This is a genomic window from Enterobacter sp. MGH120 (assembly GCF_001037725.1).
GTDB classification, from domain to species: Bacteria; Pseudomonadota; Gammaproteobacteria; order Enterobacterales; family Enterobacteriaceae; genus Enterobacter; species Enterobacter hormaechei_C.
On record NZ_KQ089940.1, the window covers coordinates 3,262,610 to 3,280,188 of the forward strand.

Sequence of the window (17,579 nt, forward strand, 5' to 3'; positions counted from 1 at the left end):
GTCTCCTTTACTGGCCGAGAGTGAGTGTTTTGAGCATCATGCTCTTCACGGTATTAAGCACTTCGACGTTTGCCTGGTAGCTGCGCGACGCGGACATGGAGTTCACCATCTCCCCGACCACATCCACGTTCGGCATTTTCACGTAGCCGCTGGCATCCGCGAGCGGGTTGCCTGGCTCGTAAACCAGCTTGTCGGGTGCCTGGCTCTCAACCACGTCCGCCACTTTTACGCCGCCCGTTGCCGCACCCGGTGCAGCATCAACCTGGAAGACAACCTGTTTAGCGCGATACGGTTGCCCGTCAGGGCCGGTCACGCTGTCGGCGTTGGCCAGGTTACTGGCGGCCACGTTCAGTCGTTTGGACTGCGCCGTTAATGCCGAACCGGCGATATCAAAAATATTCAGCAAGGCCATTTACTAATTGCCCCCCTGTAGGACGGTCATCATGCCTTTAATTTGCCCGCCGAGTAGCGTCAGACCTGTCTGGTATTGCAGGCTGTTATCGGCAAACTGTGTGCGCTCCCGGTCCATGTCGACGGTGTTACCATCAAGTGAGGGCTGATCGGGAATACGGTAAAGCAGGTCGGTCGTTGGCGCGGTCATCGCCTGAGCGGGAATATGACGTGAGGATGTCAGGGCCAGTGAGACACCCGTTCCTTCGGCACGTCCACGCTCCATCACTTTTTTGAGTTCACTGGAAAAATCAATATCGCGCGCCTGATACCCGGGGGTATCCGCGTTGGCGATATTGGCGGCTAAAATCTCCTGCCGCTGGGCGCGTAAATTGAGCGCTTCCTGCTGAAAACGTAACGCGGCGTCGAGTTTATCGAGCATGTCTCCTCCGCTGATGAGAAAATTTCAGTTCACAGCTTAAATCTCACCCCGTCTCCCCTATCGACGGAATAAGCGCAAAATGCGTCGCTATTTGTTGCGTTGATGGAAAACCACTGCGGGTAGAATTTGCTAAATTCTGGACATGGTGGAACGTGCGATGCGGACTTTTAAACGTGGCCTGGCGGCGACCCTACTGCTTTTAAGCCCTCTGGTGCAGGCTGAGGGGTTAGAGGACCAGCTCAATGCATTCTTTGCGCAGAAGCTGGCCGGTTTCAGCGATGACGTACGCGTGACCGTGCGCACCCCGCCTAACCTTTATCCTTCCTGCGAAGCCCCGTCATTTAGCGTGACCGGCAGCACCCGCTTATGGGGCAACGTGAACGTGCTGGCGCGTTGCGCCAATGAAAAACGCTACTTACAGGTTGCGGTTCAGGCGACGGGCAATTATGTTGTCGCCGCCGTTCCCATTCCCCGGGGCAGCCTGCTGCAACCTGACAGCGTAACGCTGAAGCGAGGCCGTCTGGATCAGCTTCCACCGCGGACGATGCTGGATATCAACCAGGCTCAGGAGGCGGTCAGCCTGCGCGATGTCGCTCCTGGACAGGCGATACAGCTATCCATGCTGCGCCAGGCGTGGCGGGTGAAAGCGGGACAACAGGTGATGGTGGTCGCCAATGGCGAAGGCTTTAGTATCAACAGTGAAGGAAAAGCGCTGAATAATGCCGCAGTGGCGCAAAATGCCCGGGTCAGAATGTCCTCAGGCCAGGTGGTCAGCGGCACGGTCGGTCCTGATGGGAATATTCTGATTAACCTGTAATCTTTTTAAAGATTTCGCGGCGACTGCCGATAAATATTCAACAAATGATGATGTCAGGCGCAAACGCCGCGAACCCTCGATGAGGACAACACTATGAGCATTGATCGTACATCAGCCCTGAAGCCGGTTAGCACTGTACAACCTCGCGAAACGAATGAGGCTGCCCCGCAAAAAACGCGTCTGGAAAAAACGTCGACGGCTAACAGCACCAGCGTCACGCTGAGCGATGCGCAGTCGAAGCTGATGCAGCCAGGCAGCAGCGATATCAATATGGAACGTGTTGAAGCGCTGAAAACGGCTATCCGTAACGGCGAACTGAAAATGGATACCAGCAAAATCGCTGATGCGCTGATTCAGGACGCACAGAGTTTCCTCCAGAGTAACTAACCGTATGAGTCGACTGTCAGAAATACTGGATCAGATGACGGTGGTCCTGAACGACCTGAAAACGGTGATGGATGCAGAACAGCACCACCTCTCTTCTGGTCAAATCAACGGCAGCGCGTTGCAACGCATAACTGAAGATAAAAGCTCGCTGCTGGCGACCCTGGATTATCTGGAAAAACAGCGACGCGCTGAGCAAGACGCGAAACGCAGCGCCAATGATGAGATCAACGAACGCTGGCAGACCATTACAGAAAAAACCCAGCATCTTCGCGATCTTAACCAGCATAACGGCTGGCTGCTGGAAGGACAGATTATCCGTAATCAGCAGGCGCTTGAAGTGTTAAAGCCCTATAAAGAGCCGGGGCTGTACGGTGCGGATGGTCAGACGGCCACGGCACGTATCACGGGTGGGAAAAAGATTTCGATTTGACGCAGTAGCGGCACGTCATGAAGCGGGGAGCACCTTCTGGTGAACTCCCCTTTTGGCGTTTATACCGTGCGGCGGGTGAACTCTTTCACTTTGAAGCCAAGCACCGCCAGCGTGGCAAAGTACGCCACCACACCGACCACCACCACGGCCATCAGACGCATCAGGCGGTAAGGCATGGTGCCCTGCGCCCACTCAGGCATGACATACAACATGCCAACCAGCGCGGCCGCCATCACCACTACCGCAATCGCCAGACGCAGCAGGAAGCTTGCCCAGCCCGGCTGCGGTGTGAAGATATCCTGCTTGCGCAGCTGCCAGTACAGCAGCCCGGCGTTCAGACAGGCCGCCAGACCAATCGACAATGACAGCCCCGCGTGTTTCAGCGGTCCAATAAACGCCAGGTTCATCAGCTGCGTCATGATCAGCGTCACAATGGCAATCTTAACCGGCGTTTTGATGTCCTGACGTGAATAGAAACCGGGCGCAAGCACCTTCACGACAATCAGCCCCATCAGCCCCACCGAGTAGGCTACGAGCGCACGCTGGGTCATGGCGGCATCAAAGGCGGTGAATTTTCCATACTGGAACAATGAAACCGTCAGCGGTTTTGCCAGGATCCCCAGCGCCACCGCGCTTGGCAGCGCCAGCAGAAAACAGAGACGCAGGCCCCAGTCCATCAGGCGGCAGTATTCATCGTGGTTGCCGCTGGCGAAACTTTTCGACAGCGACGGCAGCAGAATAGTCCCCAGCGCCACGCCCAGCACCCCGGATGGAAACTCCATCAGACGATCGGCGTAGTACATCCAGGACACCGAGCCCGACACCAGGAAAGAGGCGAAGATGGTATTGATGATCAGCGAGATCTGGCTAACGGACACGCCGAGTATCGCCGGTCCCATCTGTTTGATAACGCGCATTGCGCCCGCATCTTTGAAATTAATGCGCGGCAGAACCAGCATGCCGATTTTTTTCAGGTGCGGAAGCTGGTAAGCAAGCTGTAACACGCCGCCGACGGTCACGGCCCAGGCCAGCGCCAGCACCGGTGGGTTAAAATGCGGCGCGGCGAACAGCGCAAAGCCAATCATGCTGACGTTAAGGAACGTGGGGGCAAAGGCCGGAACGGAGAAGCGGTTCCAGGTATTCAGGATGGCACCCACCAGCGACGCCAGCGAAATCAGCAGAATATAGGGGAAGGTTATACGCAGCAGTTGGGTGGTCAGGGCAAATTTATCCGCCGTGTCAGCAAAACCCGGCGCCGTCACCATGATCACCCAGGGCGCTGCCAGCATCCCCAGGACGGTCACGATCGCCAGCGCCAGCGTCAGTAATCCGGAAACGTAGGCCACAAAGACGCGGGTGGCATCTTCGCCCTGTTTGCTTTTATATTCTGCGAGGATCGGAACAAATGCCTGTGAAAAGGCCCCTTCGGCAAAAATACGGCGCAGCAGGTTTGGCAGCTTAAAAGCGACGAAAAAGGCGTCAGTCGCCATCCCGGCGCCAAAAACCCTTGCCACAATGGCATCGCGCGCAAAGCCAAGCACGCGGGAAAACATGGTCATCGAGCTGACGGCCGCCAGCGATTTTAATAAGTTCATTAACGTGAAGTTCCACAACCCTACGGATTTCCAGGACGGATAAGCGTTAGCGCCACCCGGCAAAGCCAACAAGCGGCGCTTAGTCTAACCGGATTTCAACGAATTACTATCGGCAGATGTTACAACGCGTTATTCCGACATGGCTTCGCGCCAGAGTCGTTCCACAATGCGCTGCGCCAGAATAGCCTGCTCCCCGGACGTTTCAGGAACCGTCTGATTCTGCACGCAGGTGATGAAGTGACGCGCGCAGCCCACGAAGCCACGCTGCTCCAGGTTGCTTTGCCAGCCGGGAACCGGTAACGCGACCACGCCATTGCCCTTCTCTTCCCGCCACTCTCGCATATCGGTGACGTCATACAGCGCGCCATCCGTAACGGCCTGCACGGACTCGCGCTGGCTGCCCGCCCGACGATGCATGCTGGTCGTCACCTGCAAATGCTCAACGGCAAAATGATGTTCGGCGTAAACCATCTCACCCTGCTCGTTAGTCAGCAGCGTGCCGCTTTGCAGCTGGGCTTTTCCGTTACTCAGCCAAAGGGCCGTATCCACGACGTGGAGATAATCATCCAGCAGCGTGAAGCGCAGGTCGTTCGGCCCCACGCTGTCGGTACGGTGCTTATCCATACGCAGAGAGGCGAACGAGCCGGACTGCGCTTTAAGCTGCTGATAGAGCGGTGCAAAACGGCGGTTGAAGCCGACCATCAGCGTCAACTTTTTACGCGCGGCCAGCTCAATCAGTCGTTCAGCATCCTGTACATTTTCCGCCAGGGGTTTATCCACGCAGACGTGAACGCCTGCGTTAAGCAACTCGCTCACCACCTGATAGTGCGTCGCGGTTGAGGTATGCACAAATACCGCATCACATTCACGGGCTAAATCCTGTAGCGAACCGGCATAAGGGATGCGCCAGGTTTTGCAGATGCGCTCAGCTTTCTCGCGGGTGGGCGACCACGCCCCTTGCAGCGTCCAGTCGGACGCGGCGCCTAAAACGGGCAGCCAGGCTTTTTGCGCAATTCCTCCCAGCCCCACAACACCAATGCGTAATGTTGTCACGATTAATCTCCCAGATGTGCGAGTAACGCATCCAGACGCTGCTTCAGCCCGGCAACCTCGTCTTCCAGGGCTGCCACGCGCGCGGTCAGGCTGTCGTTTGATGCTGGCGTATCAGATTCGACGGCCAGCGCAGAGGCCTCCACGTCGCCGCTAAACAGGTGCATGTAGCGGCTTTCACGCTTGCCCGGCTCGCGGGGCAGACGCACCACGTAAGGACCGTCCTCGCGTGATGCCAGCCCCTCCAGCGTCTGTTCAACGTCCTGCATATCACGAAATTCATGCATGCGAGAGGCGCGCGTGCGCAGTTCCCCCGGCGTCTGCGCCCCGCGCAGCAGCAGCGTGGTGATCACCGCCACTTCCGCAGCGCTGAGTTTTAAATCGCCAAATTCGGAATTACAAAAGCGCTGTTCATATTTAGTGACGCGATTACCGAAGCCGCTGACGGTGCGCAGATAGTGGCGCTTCACCAGCTCGTCAAGGGTATCCTGCACCTCGTGCTCGCCAAGGTTCATCACCGGCTCACGGTTCGTCTTCTGGTTGCAGGCCATCGTGACGGCATTCACGGACAGAGGATACTGTTCCGGCGTGGTGACCTGCTTTTCCAGAAGGCAGCCGACCACGCGCGCTTCGGCGCCATTTAACTGATATTTCATTTTTTCTCCTTAACGACCCGCGGTCCACTCCTGGGTGGTGAGCGCGGTGAGCACATGGTCCCGCCACTCGCCGTCAATCAGCAGATAATCTTTGGCATAGCCCTCTTTCTCAAACCCCAGGCGGGCCAGCAGATCGCCGCTGCGCTTATTGTGCGGCATGTAGTTGGCCATAATGCGATGGATATGTTGCGTGCGCTGCATGTAGCGAATCGCCGCCGTCAGCGCCTCAAACATGAGCCCCTGCCCCTGCCATTTCTGACCGATGGAATACCCGAGGTAACAGGCGTGAAACGACCCGCGTACCACGTTTGAAAAATTGGCAATGCCAACGATCTCTTTCTCTTCCGGATCGAGAAGCGCGAAATAAAACGCACTTCCCTGTTTATGAAATTCCGCAATCATACTGAGGCGCGCCTGCCAGCCAGAGGGGTAGCAGTGGCTCTCGTCCCGAACGGGTTCCCAGGGTTTTAAAAACTGGCGATTCTCGGCGTAATAATCCGCCAGACGCCAGGCATCACGCTCATGCACCAGACGAACGACCAGCCTGTCCGTCGTCAGACGCACTTTTGGCACATTACTGCGATAGCCAAACATCGTTACCACTCCTTCCCGTCGCTTCTGCTCTGCCTGTTAGCTTTACTATACCTGCGCCTGTGCCTTCTGTGAAAACAGTGACATACCATTTTGATCGCTTTTCACATTTTTCGATGAGAACTCTCTATCAAAGCACCTTTTTGATAAAAAAATATTGTCGCCAGCGGGTATGGGAAAAAGCCCGGCGACACCGCAGAATGTTAGCGTGCTCACCTTTTATTTTCCCTGGAGGGAAAATGTCCCGCGTATCACAGGCCAGGAGCCTGGGTAAATATTTCCTGCTCGTCGATAACATGCTGGTCGTGCTCGGCTTTTTTGTCGTTTTTCCGCTTATATCGATTCGTTTTGTCGATCAAATGGGCTGGGCGGCATTGATGGTCGGGATCGCGCTGGGTCTACGCCAGTTTGTACAACAGGGTCTGGGCGTGTTTGGCGGCGCAATAGCCGACCGCTTCGGCGCGAAACCGATGATCGTCACCGGCATGCTGTTACGTGCGGCGGGATTCGCCACCATGGCAATCGCTCATGAACCCTGGCTGCTGTGGTTCTCCTGTTTCCTTTCCGGGATTGGCGGCACCCTTTTCGACCCACCGCGTACCGCGCTGGTGGTTAAGCTTATCCGTCCGCAACACCGGGGGCGCTTCTTTTCGATTTTGATGATGCAGGACAGCGCTGGCGCGGTGGTGGGCGCCCTGCTGGGAAGCTGGCTGCTGCAATACGATTTCCGCCTGGTCTGCGCCACCGGCGCGGTGTTGTTTATTCTCTGCGCGCTGTTTAACGGTCTGTTTCTGCCCGCGTGGAAGCTGTCGACGGTGAAGGCGCCTGTGCGGGAAGGGCTTGACCGCGTGCTGAGCGATAAACGCTTCGTCACCTATGTGTTAACCCTGACCGGCTACTACATGCTCGCCGTGCAGGTCATGCTGATGCTGCCCATTATGGTTAACGATATTGCCGGCACGCCGGCAGCGGTGAAATGGATGTATGCCATTGAGGCCAGCCTCTCTCTGACGCTGCTCTATCCGATTGCCCGCTGGAGCGAGCGCCGTTTCCGGCTTGAGCACCGTCTGATGGCCGGGCTGTTGCTGATGACGCTGAGCATGATGCCCATCGGCCTGGTGAGTTCGCTTCAGCAACTGTTTATGCTCATCTGCACCTTCTATATTGGCTCAATCATTGCCGAGCCAGCCCGTGAAACGCTGAGCGCGTCACTTGCCGACGCCCGGGCCCGCGGCAGCTACATGGGCTTCAGCCGTCTCGGGCTGGCGCTTGGCGGCGCACTGGGTTACACCGGTGGCGGCTGGCTGTTTGATGCCGGAAAAGCGCTCCATCAGCCGGAGCTGCCGTGGGTCATGCTCGGCATGGTCGGCTTTATGACGCTGATTGCCCTCTGGTGGCAGTTCAGTGATAAACGCAGCACCCGCGGGATGCTGGAGCCTGGCGCCTGACCCTCTTTCACTATCAGTTTTTTCTGCTGGTTTCTGTTGAATCACCCTGACATACTGGCGTATCAGGACAGATGCGCCGATTTTATGTTGAGGAACGCCATGAAAAAGATCGTTATTGCCGCTGCGTTAATTGTCAGTGGTCTGCTGGTGGGATGTAACCAGCTTACGCAGTACACCGTCAGTGAGCAGGAAATTAATCAGGCGCTGGAAAAACATAATAACTTTTCAAAAGATATCGGCGTGCCCGGCCTTGCGGATGCGCATATCGTCCTGACGAATCTCGCCAGCCAGATTGGGCGCGAGGAGCCTAACAAAGTCACCCTTTCCGGCGATGCCAGCCTCGATATGACCTCGCTCTTCGGCAATCAGAAAGCGGATATCAAGCTGAAGCTCAAGGCGCTGCCGGTCTTTAATAAAGAGAAAGGGGCCATTTTCCTGCAAGAGATGGAAATCGTCGATGCAGTTGTGACGCCGGAAAAAATGAAACCGGTGCTGCAAACGCTGATGCCGTATCTCAACCAGTCGTTGCAGAACTACTTTAACCAACAGCCTGCCTATGTTCTGAGCGAAGACAAGAGCAAAGGCGAATCTCTGGCGAAAAAATATGCCAAAGGGATAGAGGTGAAACCGGGTGAAATCATCATCCCTTTCACCGACTAAACACTCCGGGCGCTCAGGCGCCCGTTTTTTTTAACGGAATAGTGTGCAAACGAAAACGTTTCCGCTTATGATTTGTGTCCGGCAAAAACAGCCCTCTTATGACTGATCTCTTTCAAGCCGGAGCTTACATGACTGTACAATCCCAGGTTCTCAAAATCCGCCGCCCAGACGACTGGCATATCCATCTTCGTGATGGCGACATGCTGAAAACCGTCGTGCCGTATACCAGCGAAATTTATGGCCGTGCGATTGTTATGCCTAACCTGGTTCCGCCAGTCACTACCGTCGAGGCCGCGATTGCCTATCGCCAGCGTATCCTTGACGCCGTTCCGGCCGGACACGATTTTACCCCATTGATGACCTGCTACCTGACGGACTCGCTGGATCCGAATGAAGTTGAGCGCGGGTTTAACGAAGGTGTATTTACCGCCGCGAAGCTCTACCCGGCGAATGCCACCATCAACTCCAGCCATGGGGTGACCAGTATTGATGCCATCATGCCTGTTCTGGAGCGTATGCAAAAACTGGGCATGCCGCTGCTGGTGCATGGGGAAGTGACCCACGCTGACATTGATATTTTCGATCGCGAAGCACGTTTTATCGAAACGGTCATGGAGCCGCTGCGCCAGCGTCTTCCGGGGCTGAAAGTGGTGTTTGAACACATTACGACTAAAGATGCCGCAGAGTATGTCCGGGATGGAAACGAGCTGATTTCCGCCACCATCACCCCGCAGCACCTGATGTTTAACCGTAACCACATGCTGGTGGGCGGCGTTCGCCCACATCTGTATTGTCTGCCAATCCTCAAGCGCAACATCCACCAGCAGGCGCTACGTGAGTTGGTCGCCAGCGGCTTCCCGCGCGCGTTCCTCGGCACGGATTCCGCCCCGCATGCCCGTCACCGTAAAGAGGCGAGTTGCGGCTGTGCAGGCTGCTTTAACGCCCCGACCGCCCTGGCAAGTTACGCAACCGTGTTTGAAGAGATGAATGCGTTAGACCATTTCGAAGCCTTCTGCTCCCTTAACGGCCCGCGTTTCTACGGTCTGCCAGTCAATGACACGTTCATTGAGCTGGAGCGCAAAGAAAGCCAGGTTGAAGCGTCGATTGCGCTCACCGACGATACGCTGATCCCCTTCCTGGCCGGTGAAACCGTAAACTGGACGGTAAAACGCTAAAAAAATCGCGCCCCCTGTTGTCAAACCGACAATATAACTGTATAAATAAACAGTATATTACACAGGGGGCATTTATGCGTATCGAAGTCACCATAGCCAAATCCACCGTCCTGCCTGCTGGCGCACTCGACGCTCTGGCGGGTGAACTATCCCGACGTATTAACAGCACTTTTCCTGAAAACGATGGTGCCGTAACGGTACGTTATGCAACAGCAAACCATCTTTCCGTCATCGGCGGCGCGAAAGAAGACAAAGAACGCATCAGCGAAATTTTGCAGGAAACATGGGAAAGCGCCGACGACTGGTTCATCACTGCTTAAAATTTGCTCCCTCATTGTGTTTTTTTGCCGGGTCGCCCCGGCTTTTTTTCGTTTCGTCTCCTGAAAGTTCAAAATATTTCAGCATCTTCTTAGAAAATCGTGAACAAGATGGCGTTTTATTGTTCGAACAATCCTAAAAAGCATAAAAATGTGTTGCTACCCGTTTATTTTTTCCTTCTGAACCCTTATTAATTGATATACTGAAATTGCTTTCAGAAAAACATGCATTGAACCTCAAAGTCGTTGTCTTCTAACACGCATTAAGGGGGTTATAATGGAAAAGAATAGTGAAGTCATCCAGACCCATCCGCTTGTTGGCTGGGATATCAGCACCGTAGACAGCTACGATGCGCTGATGCTGCGTTTGCACTACCAGACCCCAAATCAGCAAAACCGTGATGAAGCGGAAGTTGGACAGACGCTGTGGCTTACAACAGACGTCGCCCGTCAGTTTATCTCTATTTTAGAAGCAGGCATCGCAAAAATAGAATCTGGCGACTATCAGGAAAATGAGTATAAACGGCATTGACCTTATGCCCCTTTTCACTCAACAGGCACCCTCGCGGTGCCTTATTTATTTCGCTCTTGTATAAGCCCACTTAGTTAATTACTCTGCTAACAAAGCGTTAGTAAAGAGAAGCCTATGAAATACGATTTAATCATTATCGGAAGCGGCTCCGTAGGATCTGCCGCCGGTTATTACGCCACGCAGGCGGGTCTGAAAGTGCTGATGATTGACGCCCACCTTCCCCCCCACTCTGAAGGAAGCCATCACGGCGATACCCGTCTGATCCGTCACGCTTACGGCGAAGGTGAACGTTATGTACCGCTGGTGCTTCGGGCTCAGACGCTGTGGGATGAGCTGGCCACACTCACCGAAGATCGCATTTTTGAGCGCACCGGGGTCGTTAACCTGGGGCCAGCCAGCTCCACGTTTCTGGCGACCGTCGAGGAGAGCGCGAAAGCCTACCGCCTGGACGTCGAGCGTCTGGATGCAAACGGCATCATGGCGCGCTGGCCGGAAATTTCTGTCCCTGACGACTACATTGGGTTGTTTGAAGCCAACTCTGGCGTGCTGCACAGCGAAACGGCCATTAAGACCTGGATTGATCTCGCCGCCAAAGCGGGCTGCGCACAGTTGTTCAACTGTCCGGTCACGGGCATCACCCACCATGCAGAGGGTTCAACCGTCACCACCTCTGAAGGTGAATATACCGCCACGCGTCTGCTGGTGAGTGCGGGAACGTGGGTGACGAAACTGCTGCCGGACCTACCCATCCAGCCGGTGCGAAAAGTCTTCTCCTGGTTCCAGTCTGACGGGCGTTACAGCAGCCAGAACAAATTCCCGGCGTTTACAGGCGAGTTACCCAATGGCGACCAGTTCTACGGTTTCCCCTCGGAAAAAGACGCGCTCAAGATTGGCAAACATAACGGCGGACAGGTAATTTCCTCTGCGGAAGAACGCAAGCCTTACGGTGCTTATCCGCAGGATGGTTCCGAAGCCTTCACGTTCCTGCGTAATATCCTGCCGGGCATAGGCGGGTTGCTTTACGGCGCAGCGTGCACCTACGACAACACCCCGGATGAAGATTTTATCATCGACACCCTTCCGGGACACGATAACACCCTGCTCGTAACCGGACTCAGCGGTCACGGGTTTAAATTTGCCTCTGTGTTAGGTGAAATCGCCGCCCAGTTTGCGCAGGGGATCGCGCCTTCGTTTGATCTCAAGCCCTTCGCGCTCGCGCGCTTTGATCGATAATACCTCTACAGGCTCCGAATAACCGGGGCCTGTTTAGCGATAGAGGCATGATGCGCAGACTGGTGAATTACTTTATCAATAACATCCGCGAGCATTTTATGCTCTACATTGTTCTTTGGTCGCTGCTGGCGATCATTGACGTTATCTATATTGTATTCTTCTGAAAATTCTCGCTGACGTTTATTGACACTCCTTTAAATTTATTTAACTTATATTTTTTAAAAAACGTCACCTCAAATTTATTGAACGAAGCGATTGAAATACATTGCGGAAACACATTCAAATTCGCTGAAATAAATTAAATAAAAAACATTATTCATTTTTTTCAGTTGCATTATTTATTTAACCCGTCCATTTTTATTGCTCAGTCATTTGAGAACGGAAATTCATATGCAATGGCGTAACTCCTCCCGTCGCTACGGAATAATATCCATGTGTTTACACTGGCTATTTGCACTTGCCGTCTATGCCATGTTTGGTCTCGGCCTCTGGATGGTGACATTAAGCTATTATGACGGTTGGTATCATCAGGCCCCCGAATTGCACAAAAGCATTGGGGTTCTGCTGATGATGGGTCTGGTTTTTCGCGTGATCTGGCGACATATCTCTCCGCCCCCTCCAGCGCCCAAAAGCCATGGCCGCCTTACCCGCATAAGCGCTGTTGGCGCACATATCGCACTCTATGCCCTGCTGTTCGCCATTCTGATCAGCGGCTATCTCATTTCGACCGCAGACGGTAAACCGATCAGCGTGTTTGGGCTTTTTGACGTCCCAGCCACGCTGGCTGACGCCGGTTCACAGGCTGACACCGCAGGTGTGGTTCATCTGTGGCTGGCATGGAGCGTGGTGATCCTGTCTGTCCTGCATGGCCTTGCGGCCCTGAAACATCACTTTATTGATAAAGACGATACGCTGAAGCGCATGCTTGGCCGTTCGTCAGTTGACTCTGGAGCATAAAATGAAAAAACGCCTGTTGGGTATCGCATTAGGTTCGCTGCTATTTACCACCGGTTCGGCCATTGCCGCTGACTATAAAATTGATAAGGAGGGCCAGCATGCCTTTGTCAATTTCCGTATTCAGCATCTGGGTTACAGCTGGTTATATGGCACATTCAATGATTTCGATGGCACATTTACTTTCGACGAGAAAAACCCTGCTGCCGATAAAGTGAACGTCACCATTAATACCAACAGCGTCGACACTAATCACGCCGAGCGTGATAAACATCTGCGCAGCGCTGAATTTCTGAACGTGGGCAAATTCCCGCAAGCTACTTTCGCGTCGACAGAGGTGAAGAAAGACGGTGATAAGCTCGCTATTACCGGTAATCTGACGCTGAACGGCGTAACAAAACCGGTCACACTGGATGCCAAATTAATTGGACAGGGCGACGATCCGTGGGGTGGCAAACGTGCTGGCTTTGAAGCCGCAGGCAAAATTCATCTGAAAGATTTTAATATCACCACGGATTTAGGCCCGGCATCGCAGGATGTTGAGTTGATTATTTCGGTGGAAGGCGTTCAGCAGAAGTCATAAAACAGGCCCGGCAGGCTTTCGCGCCGCCGGGCAGTGTTTTACTCCGGGTCCGGAATACCCAGTTTGGTATTCAGTCGGCCCCGGGATTTATTAAAGATCTTATTCCCGTTCTCGCGTCCGGCACGGCGACGACGTTGCTCTTCTTCAGGCAAGATACTCTCTTCACTGCACAGCTCGCTACAGCAGCCATTAAACTTCTCGGCACATGCAGGGCACTGAATAAACAGCAGATGACATCCGTCGTTTTTGCAGTTGGTATGCGTATCGCACGGCGTACCGCACTGGTGGCAGTGCGCGATCACGTCCTCTGAAATTCGCTCGCCCATACGCTCGTCAAACACAAAGTTCTTACCGATAAAACGCACCGGTAAACCCTGCTCACGGGCGCGACGGGCATACTCAATGATCCCACCCTCAATGTGCCAGACTTTATTAAACCCGTTGTGCTTCATCCAGGCGCTGGCTTTTTCACAGCGGATCCCCCCGGTGCAGTACATAACGATCTTTTTGTCTTTATGCTCCTGCATCATCTCAACGGCTTTTGGCAGTTGCTCGCGGAAGGTGTCGGCAGGAATTTCCATCGCATTCTCGAAGTGACCCACTTCATATTCGTAGTGGTTACGCATATCAATGAACACCGCATCCGGATCGTCGAGCATCGCGTTCACTTCAGCGGCCTTCAGGTACTCCCCCACATTAGCGGCATTGAAGCTCGGATCGTCAATGCCATCCGCCACAATACGCTCGCGCACCTTCATGCGCAGCACCCAGAATGATTTACCGTCATCATCCAGCGCAATGTTCAGGCGTAAGCCGTTAAGCGCCGGATCAAACCCGTAAAGGAGGTCGCGGAAGGCGCTGACCTTGCTTTCCGGCACGCTGATCTGCGCGTTAATCCCCTCACGCGCCAGATAGACGCGACCAAACACGTTCAGGGCGGTGAAAGCCTGGTAAAGCGCATCGCGGGTCGCCTGGGGATCATCGATGGTGAAATACTTATAGAAAGAGATCGTTGTGCGCGGTTCGGTTTCGGCCAACATACGCGCTTTCAACATCTCATTCGAAACGCGGTTGTGTAACACTGGCATGGTGTACAAGTCCTGCAATCGTTGAGAAATAAAAATCGGTCGGCATGATATAGCAAACAAAGACAATTTACATCCACACAATTTACGCTACATTTCAGTCAACCTGATTAATCAGACTTAACATTTGCATATTCTTTCATGTTTCGATGACAGACATTTTGGCTATGCCTTAAAAAATGAGACAATATCCTTTCAGGACGTTAGAACACAGGACAGACATGACCCAGTTACCGAAATTTACTGCCGCGCTTTTGCATCCCCGCTATTGGTTAACATGGTCAGGCATTGGCTTGTTGTGGCTAATTGTACAGCTGCCTTATCCCGTCATTTTCCGCATGGGTAAAGGACTGGGCCGCATTGCTCAGCAGTTTATGAAGCGTCGCGCCAGGATCGCGTATCGTAACCTTGAGCTTTGTTTTCCTCAGATGAGTGAATCTGAGCGCCACGACATGGTGGTTAAAAACTTCGAATCTGTCGGCATGGGGCTGATGGAGACCGGTATGGCCTGGTTCTGGTCGGATAAACGCATGGCGCGCTGGACGGAAGTGGCCGGGACCGGCATGGAGCCGGTGCATACTCTTCAGGCCAACCAGACTGGCGTCCTGCTGATTGGCGTTCATTTCCTGACGCTCGAAATTGGCGCGCGCATGTTCGGCATGCAGGCCCCGGGTATTGGCGTTTATCGTCCTAACGATAATCCGGTGATCGATTTGATCCAGACCAACGGACGCATGCGCTCCAATAAAAGCATGATCGATCGCAAAGACCTGAAAGGGATGATCCGCGCCCTGAAATCAGGTGAAGTGGTCTGGTATGCCCCGGATCATGACTATGGCCCGCAATCCAGCGTGTTTGTCCCGTTCTTTGCGGTGGAAGATGCAGCGACGACCACCGGGACCTGGATGCTGGCGCGGATGTCCAAAGCGGCTATCGTGCCGTTTGTACCGCGCCGTAAACCAGACGGTTCAGGCTATCAGCTCATCATGCTGGAGCCGGAACTCGCGCCACCGCTGATTGATGCAGAAACCACCGCCCGCTGGATGAACGGCGTTGTCGAGAAATGCATTATGCTCGCGCCGGAGCAGTACATGTGGTTGCATCGCCGCTTTAAAACCCGGCCTCAGGGCGTCCCTTCCCGGTATTAACCTGCGTGCGGCCTTCCGGGCCGCATGTTGTTTTAGCTTTAAAAGCTCCCCGTCATTGCGGCAATCATACCCCGGGCGCATAATTAGCAGGCTTATTACCTCACTGTTCACGGTGCCCTGCACCTCATTATGCGGATAGTTATGTCCCCCACAGATGCTCCCATAAACTGGAAACGTAACCTGACGGTTGCGTGGCTGGGTTGTTTTCTTACTGGCGCCGCCTTTAGCCTGGTGATGCCCTTCCTGCCCCTCTACGTTGAACAGCTCGGCGTCACCGGACATAGCGCCCTGAATATGTGGTCCGGCCTGGTGTTCAGCATTACGTTCCTGTTCTCCGCCATTGCGTCGCCTTTCTGGGGTGGGCTGGCGGATCGCAAAGGCCGCAAAATTATGCTGCTGCGCTCCGCGCTCGGCATGGCGATCATTATGCTGCTGATGGGGGTGGCGCAGAATGTCTGGCAGTTCCTGATACTACGCGCGCTTCTGGGCCTGCTCGGGGGATTTATCCCTAACGCCAACGCCCTGATCGCCACCCAAATCCCGCGCCAGAAAAGCGGCTGGGCGTTGGGCACGCTATCCACTGGCGGCGTAAGCGGCGCACTGCTGGGCCCACTGGCGGGCGGGCTGCTGGCCGACCACTACGGACTGCGGCCGGTATTCTTCATTACCGCCAGCGTGCTGTTCCTCTGCTTCCTGGTGACGCTTATCTGTATCCGCGAGAATTTCACGCCCGTGGCCAAAAAAGAGATGCTGCACGCCCGGGATGTGCTGGCCTCGCTGAAAAACCCAAAGCTGGTGCTGAGCCTGTTTGTAACCACCATGATTATCCAGGTGGCCACCGGTTCAATCGCGCCTATACTGACGCTCTACGTACGCGACCTGGCGGGAAACGTCAGCAATATCGCCTTTATCAGCGGCCTAATCGCCTCTGTTCCCGGCGTGGCGGCGCTACTGAGCGCGCCGAGGCTCGGCAAGCTGGGAGACCGTATCGGCCCGGAAAAGATCCTGATCTGCGCCCTGATCGTCTCCGTCCTGCTGCTGATCCCCATGGCGTTGGTGCAGTCTCCGTGGCAGCTCGGCGTCCTGCGCTTCCTGCTGGGGGCTGCGGATGGTGCGCTACTCCCGGCTGTACAGACGCTGCTGGTCTATAACTCCACCAACCAGATAGCCGGTCGTATTTTCAGCTATAACCAGTCGTTTCGCGATCTGGGTAACGTCACCGGACCGCTGGTCGGCGCGGGGATTTCGGCCAGCTTCGGTTTCCGGGCGGTCTTTATCGTGACGGCAGGCGTCGTGCTGTTCAACGCCGTTTATTCGTGGCTCAGCTTATCCCGGGCGCTACGCCCGGCGCGAATAAGACAACATCGTGACGGCTAATTTTCGCATTCATACTTGCAAAATCACATAATCAGCTATTCTTTCCCTGAATACCTTCACGAAAAACAGGGAGACACCAATGACCATGTACGCCACGCTGGAAGAAGCAATTGATGCCGCTCGCGAAGAGTTCCTCGCCGATAATCCCGGCATTGAGGAAGAAGATGCTGACGTGCAACAACTCAATATCCAAAAATACGTCCTACAGGACGGCGATATTATGTGGCAGGCCGAATTCTTTGCTGATGAAGGTGAAGACGGTGAATGTCTGCCGATACTCAGTGGTGAAGGTGCACAGGCGGTATTCGACGGCGACTATGACGAAATTGAGTTACGTCAGGAGTGGCTGGAAGAAAATACGCTGCACGAATGGGACGAAGGTGAGTTTCAGCTCGAACCGCCGCTGGATACCGAAGAGGGTCAGGCCGCAGCGGACGAATGGGACGAGCGATAAGTCACCGCTACTCGTAGGGGCCGTGGCTGGCATCGATGGGCAGCAGTAGCGTGTCGAAAATCAGCGAAAACGGCAGATCGAGCACGGTGAGATAGCGCCATGCGGAATCACGGACATCCCACTGTACGCCGGGGTAGTACTGATTCCCGTGGCCCTGCCCGGGGATGGTGCGGCTGATGATGCTGCCGCAACCGCTGAGCAGGCATGCCATCATGACGACAATGATTACTTTCATTTCTGACCTCTAAAAAAATA

At 54.5% G+C, this 17,579-nt stretch carries 23 protein-coding genes; 15 read left to right on the forward strand and 8 right to left on the reverse strand.

What is annotated here, in order from left to right; translation table 11 throughout:
* Positions 1–7: 7 nt before the first annotated feature.
* Both flgC and flgB read right to left on the reverse strand, forming a co-directional pair.
* Positions 8–412, reverse strand: coding sequence for a flagellar basal body rod protein FlgC (flgC, locus tag SK54_RS15250; RefSeq protein WP_003857997.1), 405 nt, complete (start codon positions 410–412; stop codon positions 8–10).
* A gap of 3 nt (positions 413–415) precedes the next feature.
* On the reverse strand, positions 416–832 hold the full coding sequence (gene flgB / locus SK54_RS15255) for a flagellar basal body rod protein FlgB (protein ID WP_003857999.1): 417 nt from the start codon (positions 830–832) through the stop codon (positions 416–418).
* Positions 833–989: 157 nt separating this feature from the next.
* Between flgB and flgA the strand changes: the two genes are divergently transcribed.
* The 3 genes from flgA (at position 990) to flgN (ending at position 2,466) form a co-directional block, all read left to right on the forward strand.
* A complete protein-coding gene (gene flgA, locus SK54_RS15260) occupies positions 990–1,649 on the forward strand; it encodes a flagellar basal body P-ring formation chaperone FlgA (RefSeq protein WP_023296301.1) in 660 nt (219 codons plus the stop codon).
* A 93-nt stretch (positions 1,650–1,742) separates the two neighbouring features.
* Positions 1,743–2,036 (forward strand): flagellar biosynthesis anti-sigma factor FlgM, encoded by a 294-nt coding sequence (gene flgM / locus SK54_RS15265; protein WP_003858002.1) that lies wholly within the window; start codon positions 1,743–1,745, stop codon positions 2,034–2,036.
* A gap of 4 nt (positions 2,037–2,040) precedes the next feature.
* A complete protein-coding gene (gene flgN / locus SK54_RS15270; protein WP_003858003.1) occupies positions 2,041–2,466 on the forward strand; it encodes a flagella biosynthesis chaperone FlgN in 426 nt (141 codons plus the stop codon).
* Positions 2,467–2,525: 59 nt separating this feature from the next.
* Here the strand turns inward: flgN and murJ are convergent, their stop codons facing one another.
* From murJ to rimJ, 4 genes are all read right to left on the reverse strand, one after another.
* On the reverse strand, positions 2,526–4,061 hold the full coding sequence (murJ, locus tag SK54_RS15275) for a murein biosynthesis integral membrane protein MurJ (protein WP_017384735.1): 1,536 nt from the start codon (positions 4,059–4,061) through the stop codon (positions 2,526–2,528).
* Between the two features lie 129 nt (positions 4,062–4,190).
* Positions 4,191–5,114, reverse strand: coding sequence for a Gfo/Idh/MocA family protein (locus SK54_RS15280; protein WP_048247548.1), 924 nt, complete (start codon positions 5,112–5,114; stop codon positions 4,191–4,193).
* A 2-nt stretch (positions 5,115–5,116) separates the two neighbouring features.
* Entirely contained in the window at positions 5,117–5,767 is a 651-nt protein-coding gene (locus SK54_RS15285) for a YceH family protein (protein WP_047057610.1), read from the reverse strand.
* Positions 5,768–5,776: 9 nt separating this feature from the next.
* Positions 5,777–6,361, reverse strand: coding sequence for a ribosomal protein S5-alanine N-acetyltransferase (gene rimJ, locus SK54_RS15290; protein ID WP_003858007.1), 585 nt, complete (start codon positions 6,359–6,361; stop codon positions 5,777–5,779).
* Positions 6,362–6,597: 236 nt separating this feature from the next.
* Between rimJ and mdtH the strand changes: the two genes are divergently transcribed.
* The 9 genes from mdtH (at position 6,598) to SK54_RS15335 (ending at position 13,260) form a co-directional block, all read left to right on the forward strand.
* Positions 6,598–7,806, forward strand: a complete 1,209-nt coding sequence (gene mdtH / locus SK54_RS15295) for a multidrug efflux MFS transporter MdtH (protein WP_023303422.1) — start codon at positions 6,598–6,600, stop codon at positions 7,804–7,806.
* A gap of 99 nt (positions 7,807–7,905) precedes the next feature.
* Positions 7,906–8,466 carry a lipoprotein gene (locus SK54_RS15300; protein ID WP_017384739.1) on the forward strand — a complete coding sequence of 187 codons (561 nt, stop codon included), beginning with the start codon at positions 7,906–7,908 and terminating at the stop codon, positions 8,464–8,466.
* A 128-nt stretch (positions 8,467–8,594) separates the two neighbouring features.
* A complete protein-coding gene (gene pyrC, locus SK54_RS15305; protein WP_048247550.1) occupies positions 8,595–9,641 on the forward strand; it encodes a dihydroorotase in 1,047 nt (348 codons plus the stop codon).
* 74 nt (positions 9,642–9,715) lie between these two features.
* The gene (dinI, locus tag SK54_RS15310) at positions 9,716–9,961 is read left to right on the forward strand and encodes a DNA damage-inducible protein I (RefSeq protein ID WP_023303421.1); all 246 of its coding nucleotides are present in this window, start codon (positions 9,716–9,718) and stop codon (positions 9,959–9,961) included.
* 274 nt (positions 9,962–10,235) lie between these two features.
* On the forward strand, positions 10,236–10,490 hold the full coding sequence (bssS, locus tag SK54_RS15315) for a biofilm formation regulator BssS (protein ID WP_015570838.1): 255 nt from the start codon (positions 10,236–10,238) through the stop codon (positions 10,488–10,490).
* Between the two features lie 114 nt (positions 10,491–10,604).
* The gene (gene solA, locus SK54_RS15320; RefSeq protein WP_048247552.1) at positions 10,605–11,723 is read left to right on the forward strand and encodes an N-methyl-L-tryptophan oxidase; all 1,119 of its coding nucleotides are present in this window, start codon (positions 10,605–10,607) and stop codon (positions 11,721–11,723) included.
* A 50-nt stretch (positions 11,724–11,773) separates the two neighbouring features.
* A complete protein-coding gene (locus tag SK54_RS15325; protein ID WP_023303419.1) occupies positions 11,774–11,887 on the forward strand; it encodes a YceO family protein in 114 nt (37 codons plus the stop codon).
* Between the two features lie 226 nt (positions 11,888–12,113).
* Entirely contained in the window at positions 12,114–12,680 is a 567-nt protein-coding gene (locus SK54_RS15330) for a cytochrome b (protein WP_017384743.1), read from the forward strand.
* 1 nt (position 12,681) lies between these two features.
* Positions 12,682–13,260, forward strand: coding sequence for a YceI family protein (locus SK54_RS15335; RefSeq protein WP_017384744.1), 579 nt, complete (start codon positions 12,682–12,684; stop codon positions 13,258–13,260).
* Positions 13,261–13,298: 38 nt separating this feature from the next.
* Here the strand turns inward: SK54_RS15335 and SK54_RS15340 are convergent, their stop codons facing one another.
* Complete coding sequence (locus SK54_RS15340) at positions 13,299–14,348, reverse strand: oxygen-dependent tRNA uridine(34) hydroxylase TrhO (protein WP_015570841.1); 1,050 nt, start codon at positions 14,346–14,348, stop codon at positions 13,299–13,301.
* Between the two features lie 218 nt (positions 14,349–14,566).
* On the opposite strand from SK54_RS15340, the gene SK54_RS15345 reads away from it, so the two are divergent.
* From SK54_RS15345 to SK54_RS15355, 3 genes are all read left to right on the forward strand, one after another.
* Positions 14,567–15,493, forward strand: a complete 927-nt coding sequence (locus SK54_RS15345) for a Kdo(2)-lipid IV(A) acyltransferase (protein WP_003858019.1) — start codon at positions 14,567–14,569, stop codon at positions 15,491–15,493.
* A gap of 141 nt (positions 15,494–15,634) precedes the next feature.
* Positions 15,635–16,870, forward strand: coding sequence for a multidrug efflux MFS transporter MdtG (mdtG, locus tag SK54_RS15350; RefSeq protein WP_017384746.1), 1,236 nt, complete (start codon positions 15,635–15,637; stop codon positions 16,868–16,870).
* Between the two features lie 79 nt (positions 16,871–16,949).
* On the forward strand, positions 16,950–17,324 hold the full coding sequence (locus tag SK54_RS15355; protein WP_003858026.1) for a MysB family protein: 375 nt from the start codon (positions 16,950–16,952) through the stop codon (positions 17,322–17,324).
* 7 nt (positions 17,325–17,331) lie between these two features.
* Here SK54_RS15355 and SK54_RS15360 read toward each other — a convergent pair whose 3' ends face one another.
* Positions 17,332–17,559: a YceK/YidQ family lipoprotein gene (locus tag SK54_RS15360; RefSeq protein WP_003858030.1), complete on the reverse strand. Its 228-nt coding sequence runs from the start codon at positions 17,557–17,559 to the stop codon at positions 17,332–17,334.
* Positions 17,560–17,579: the final 20 nt, after the last annotated feature.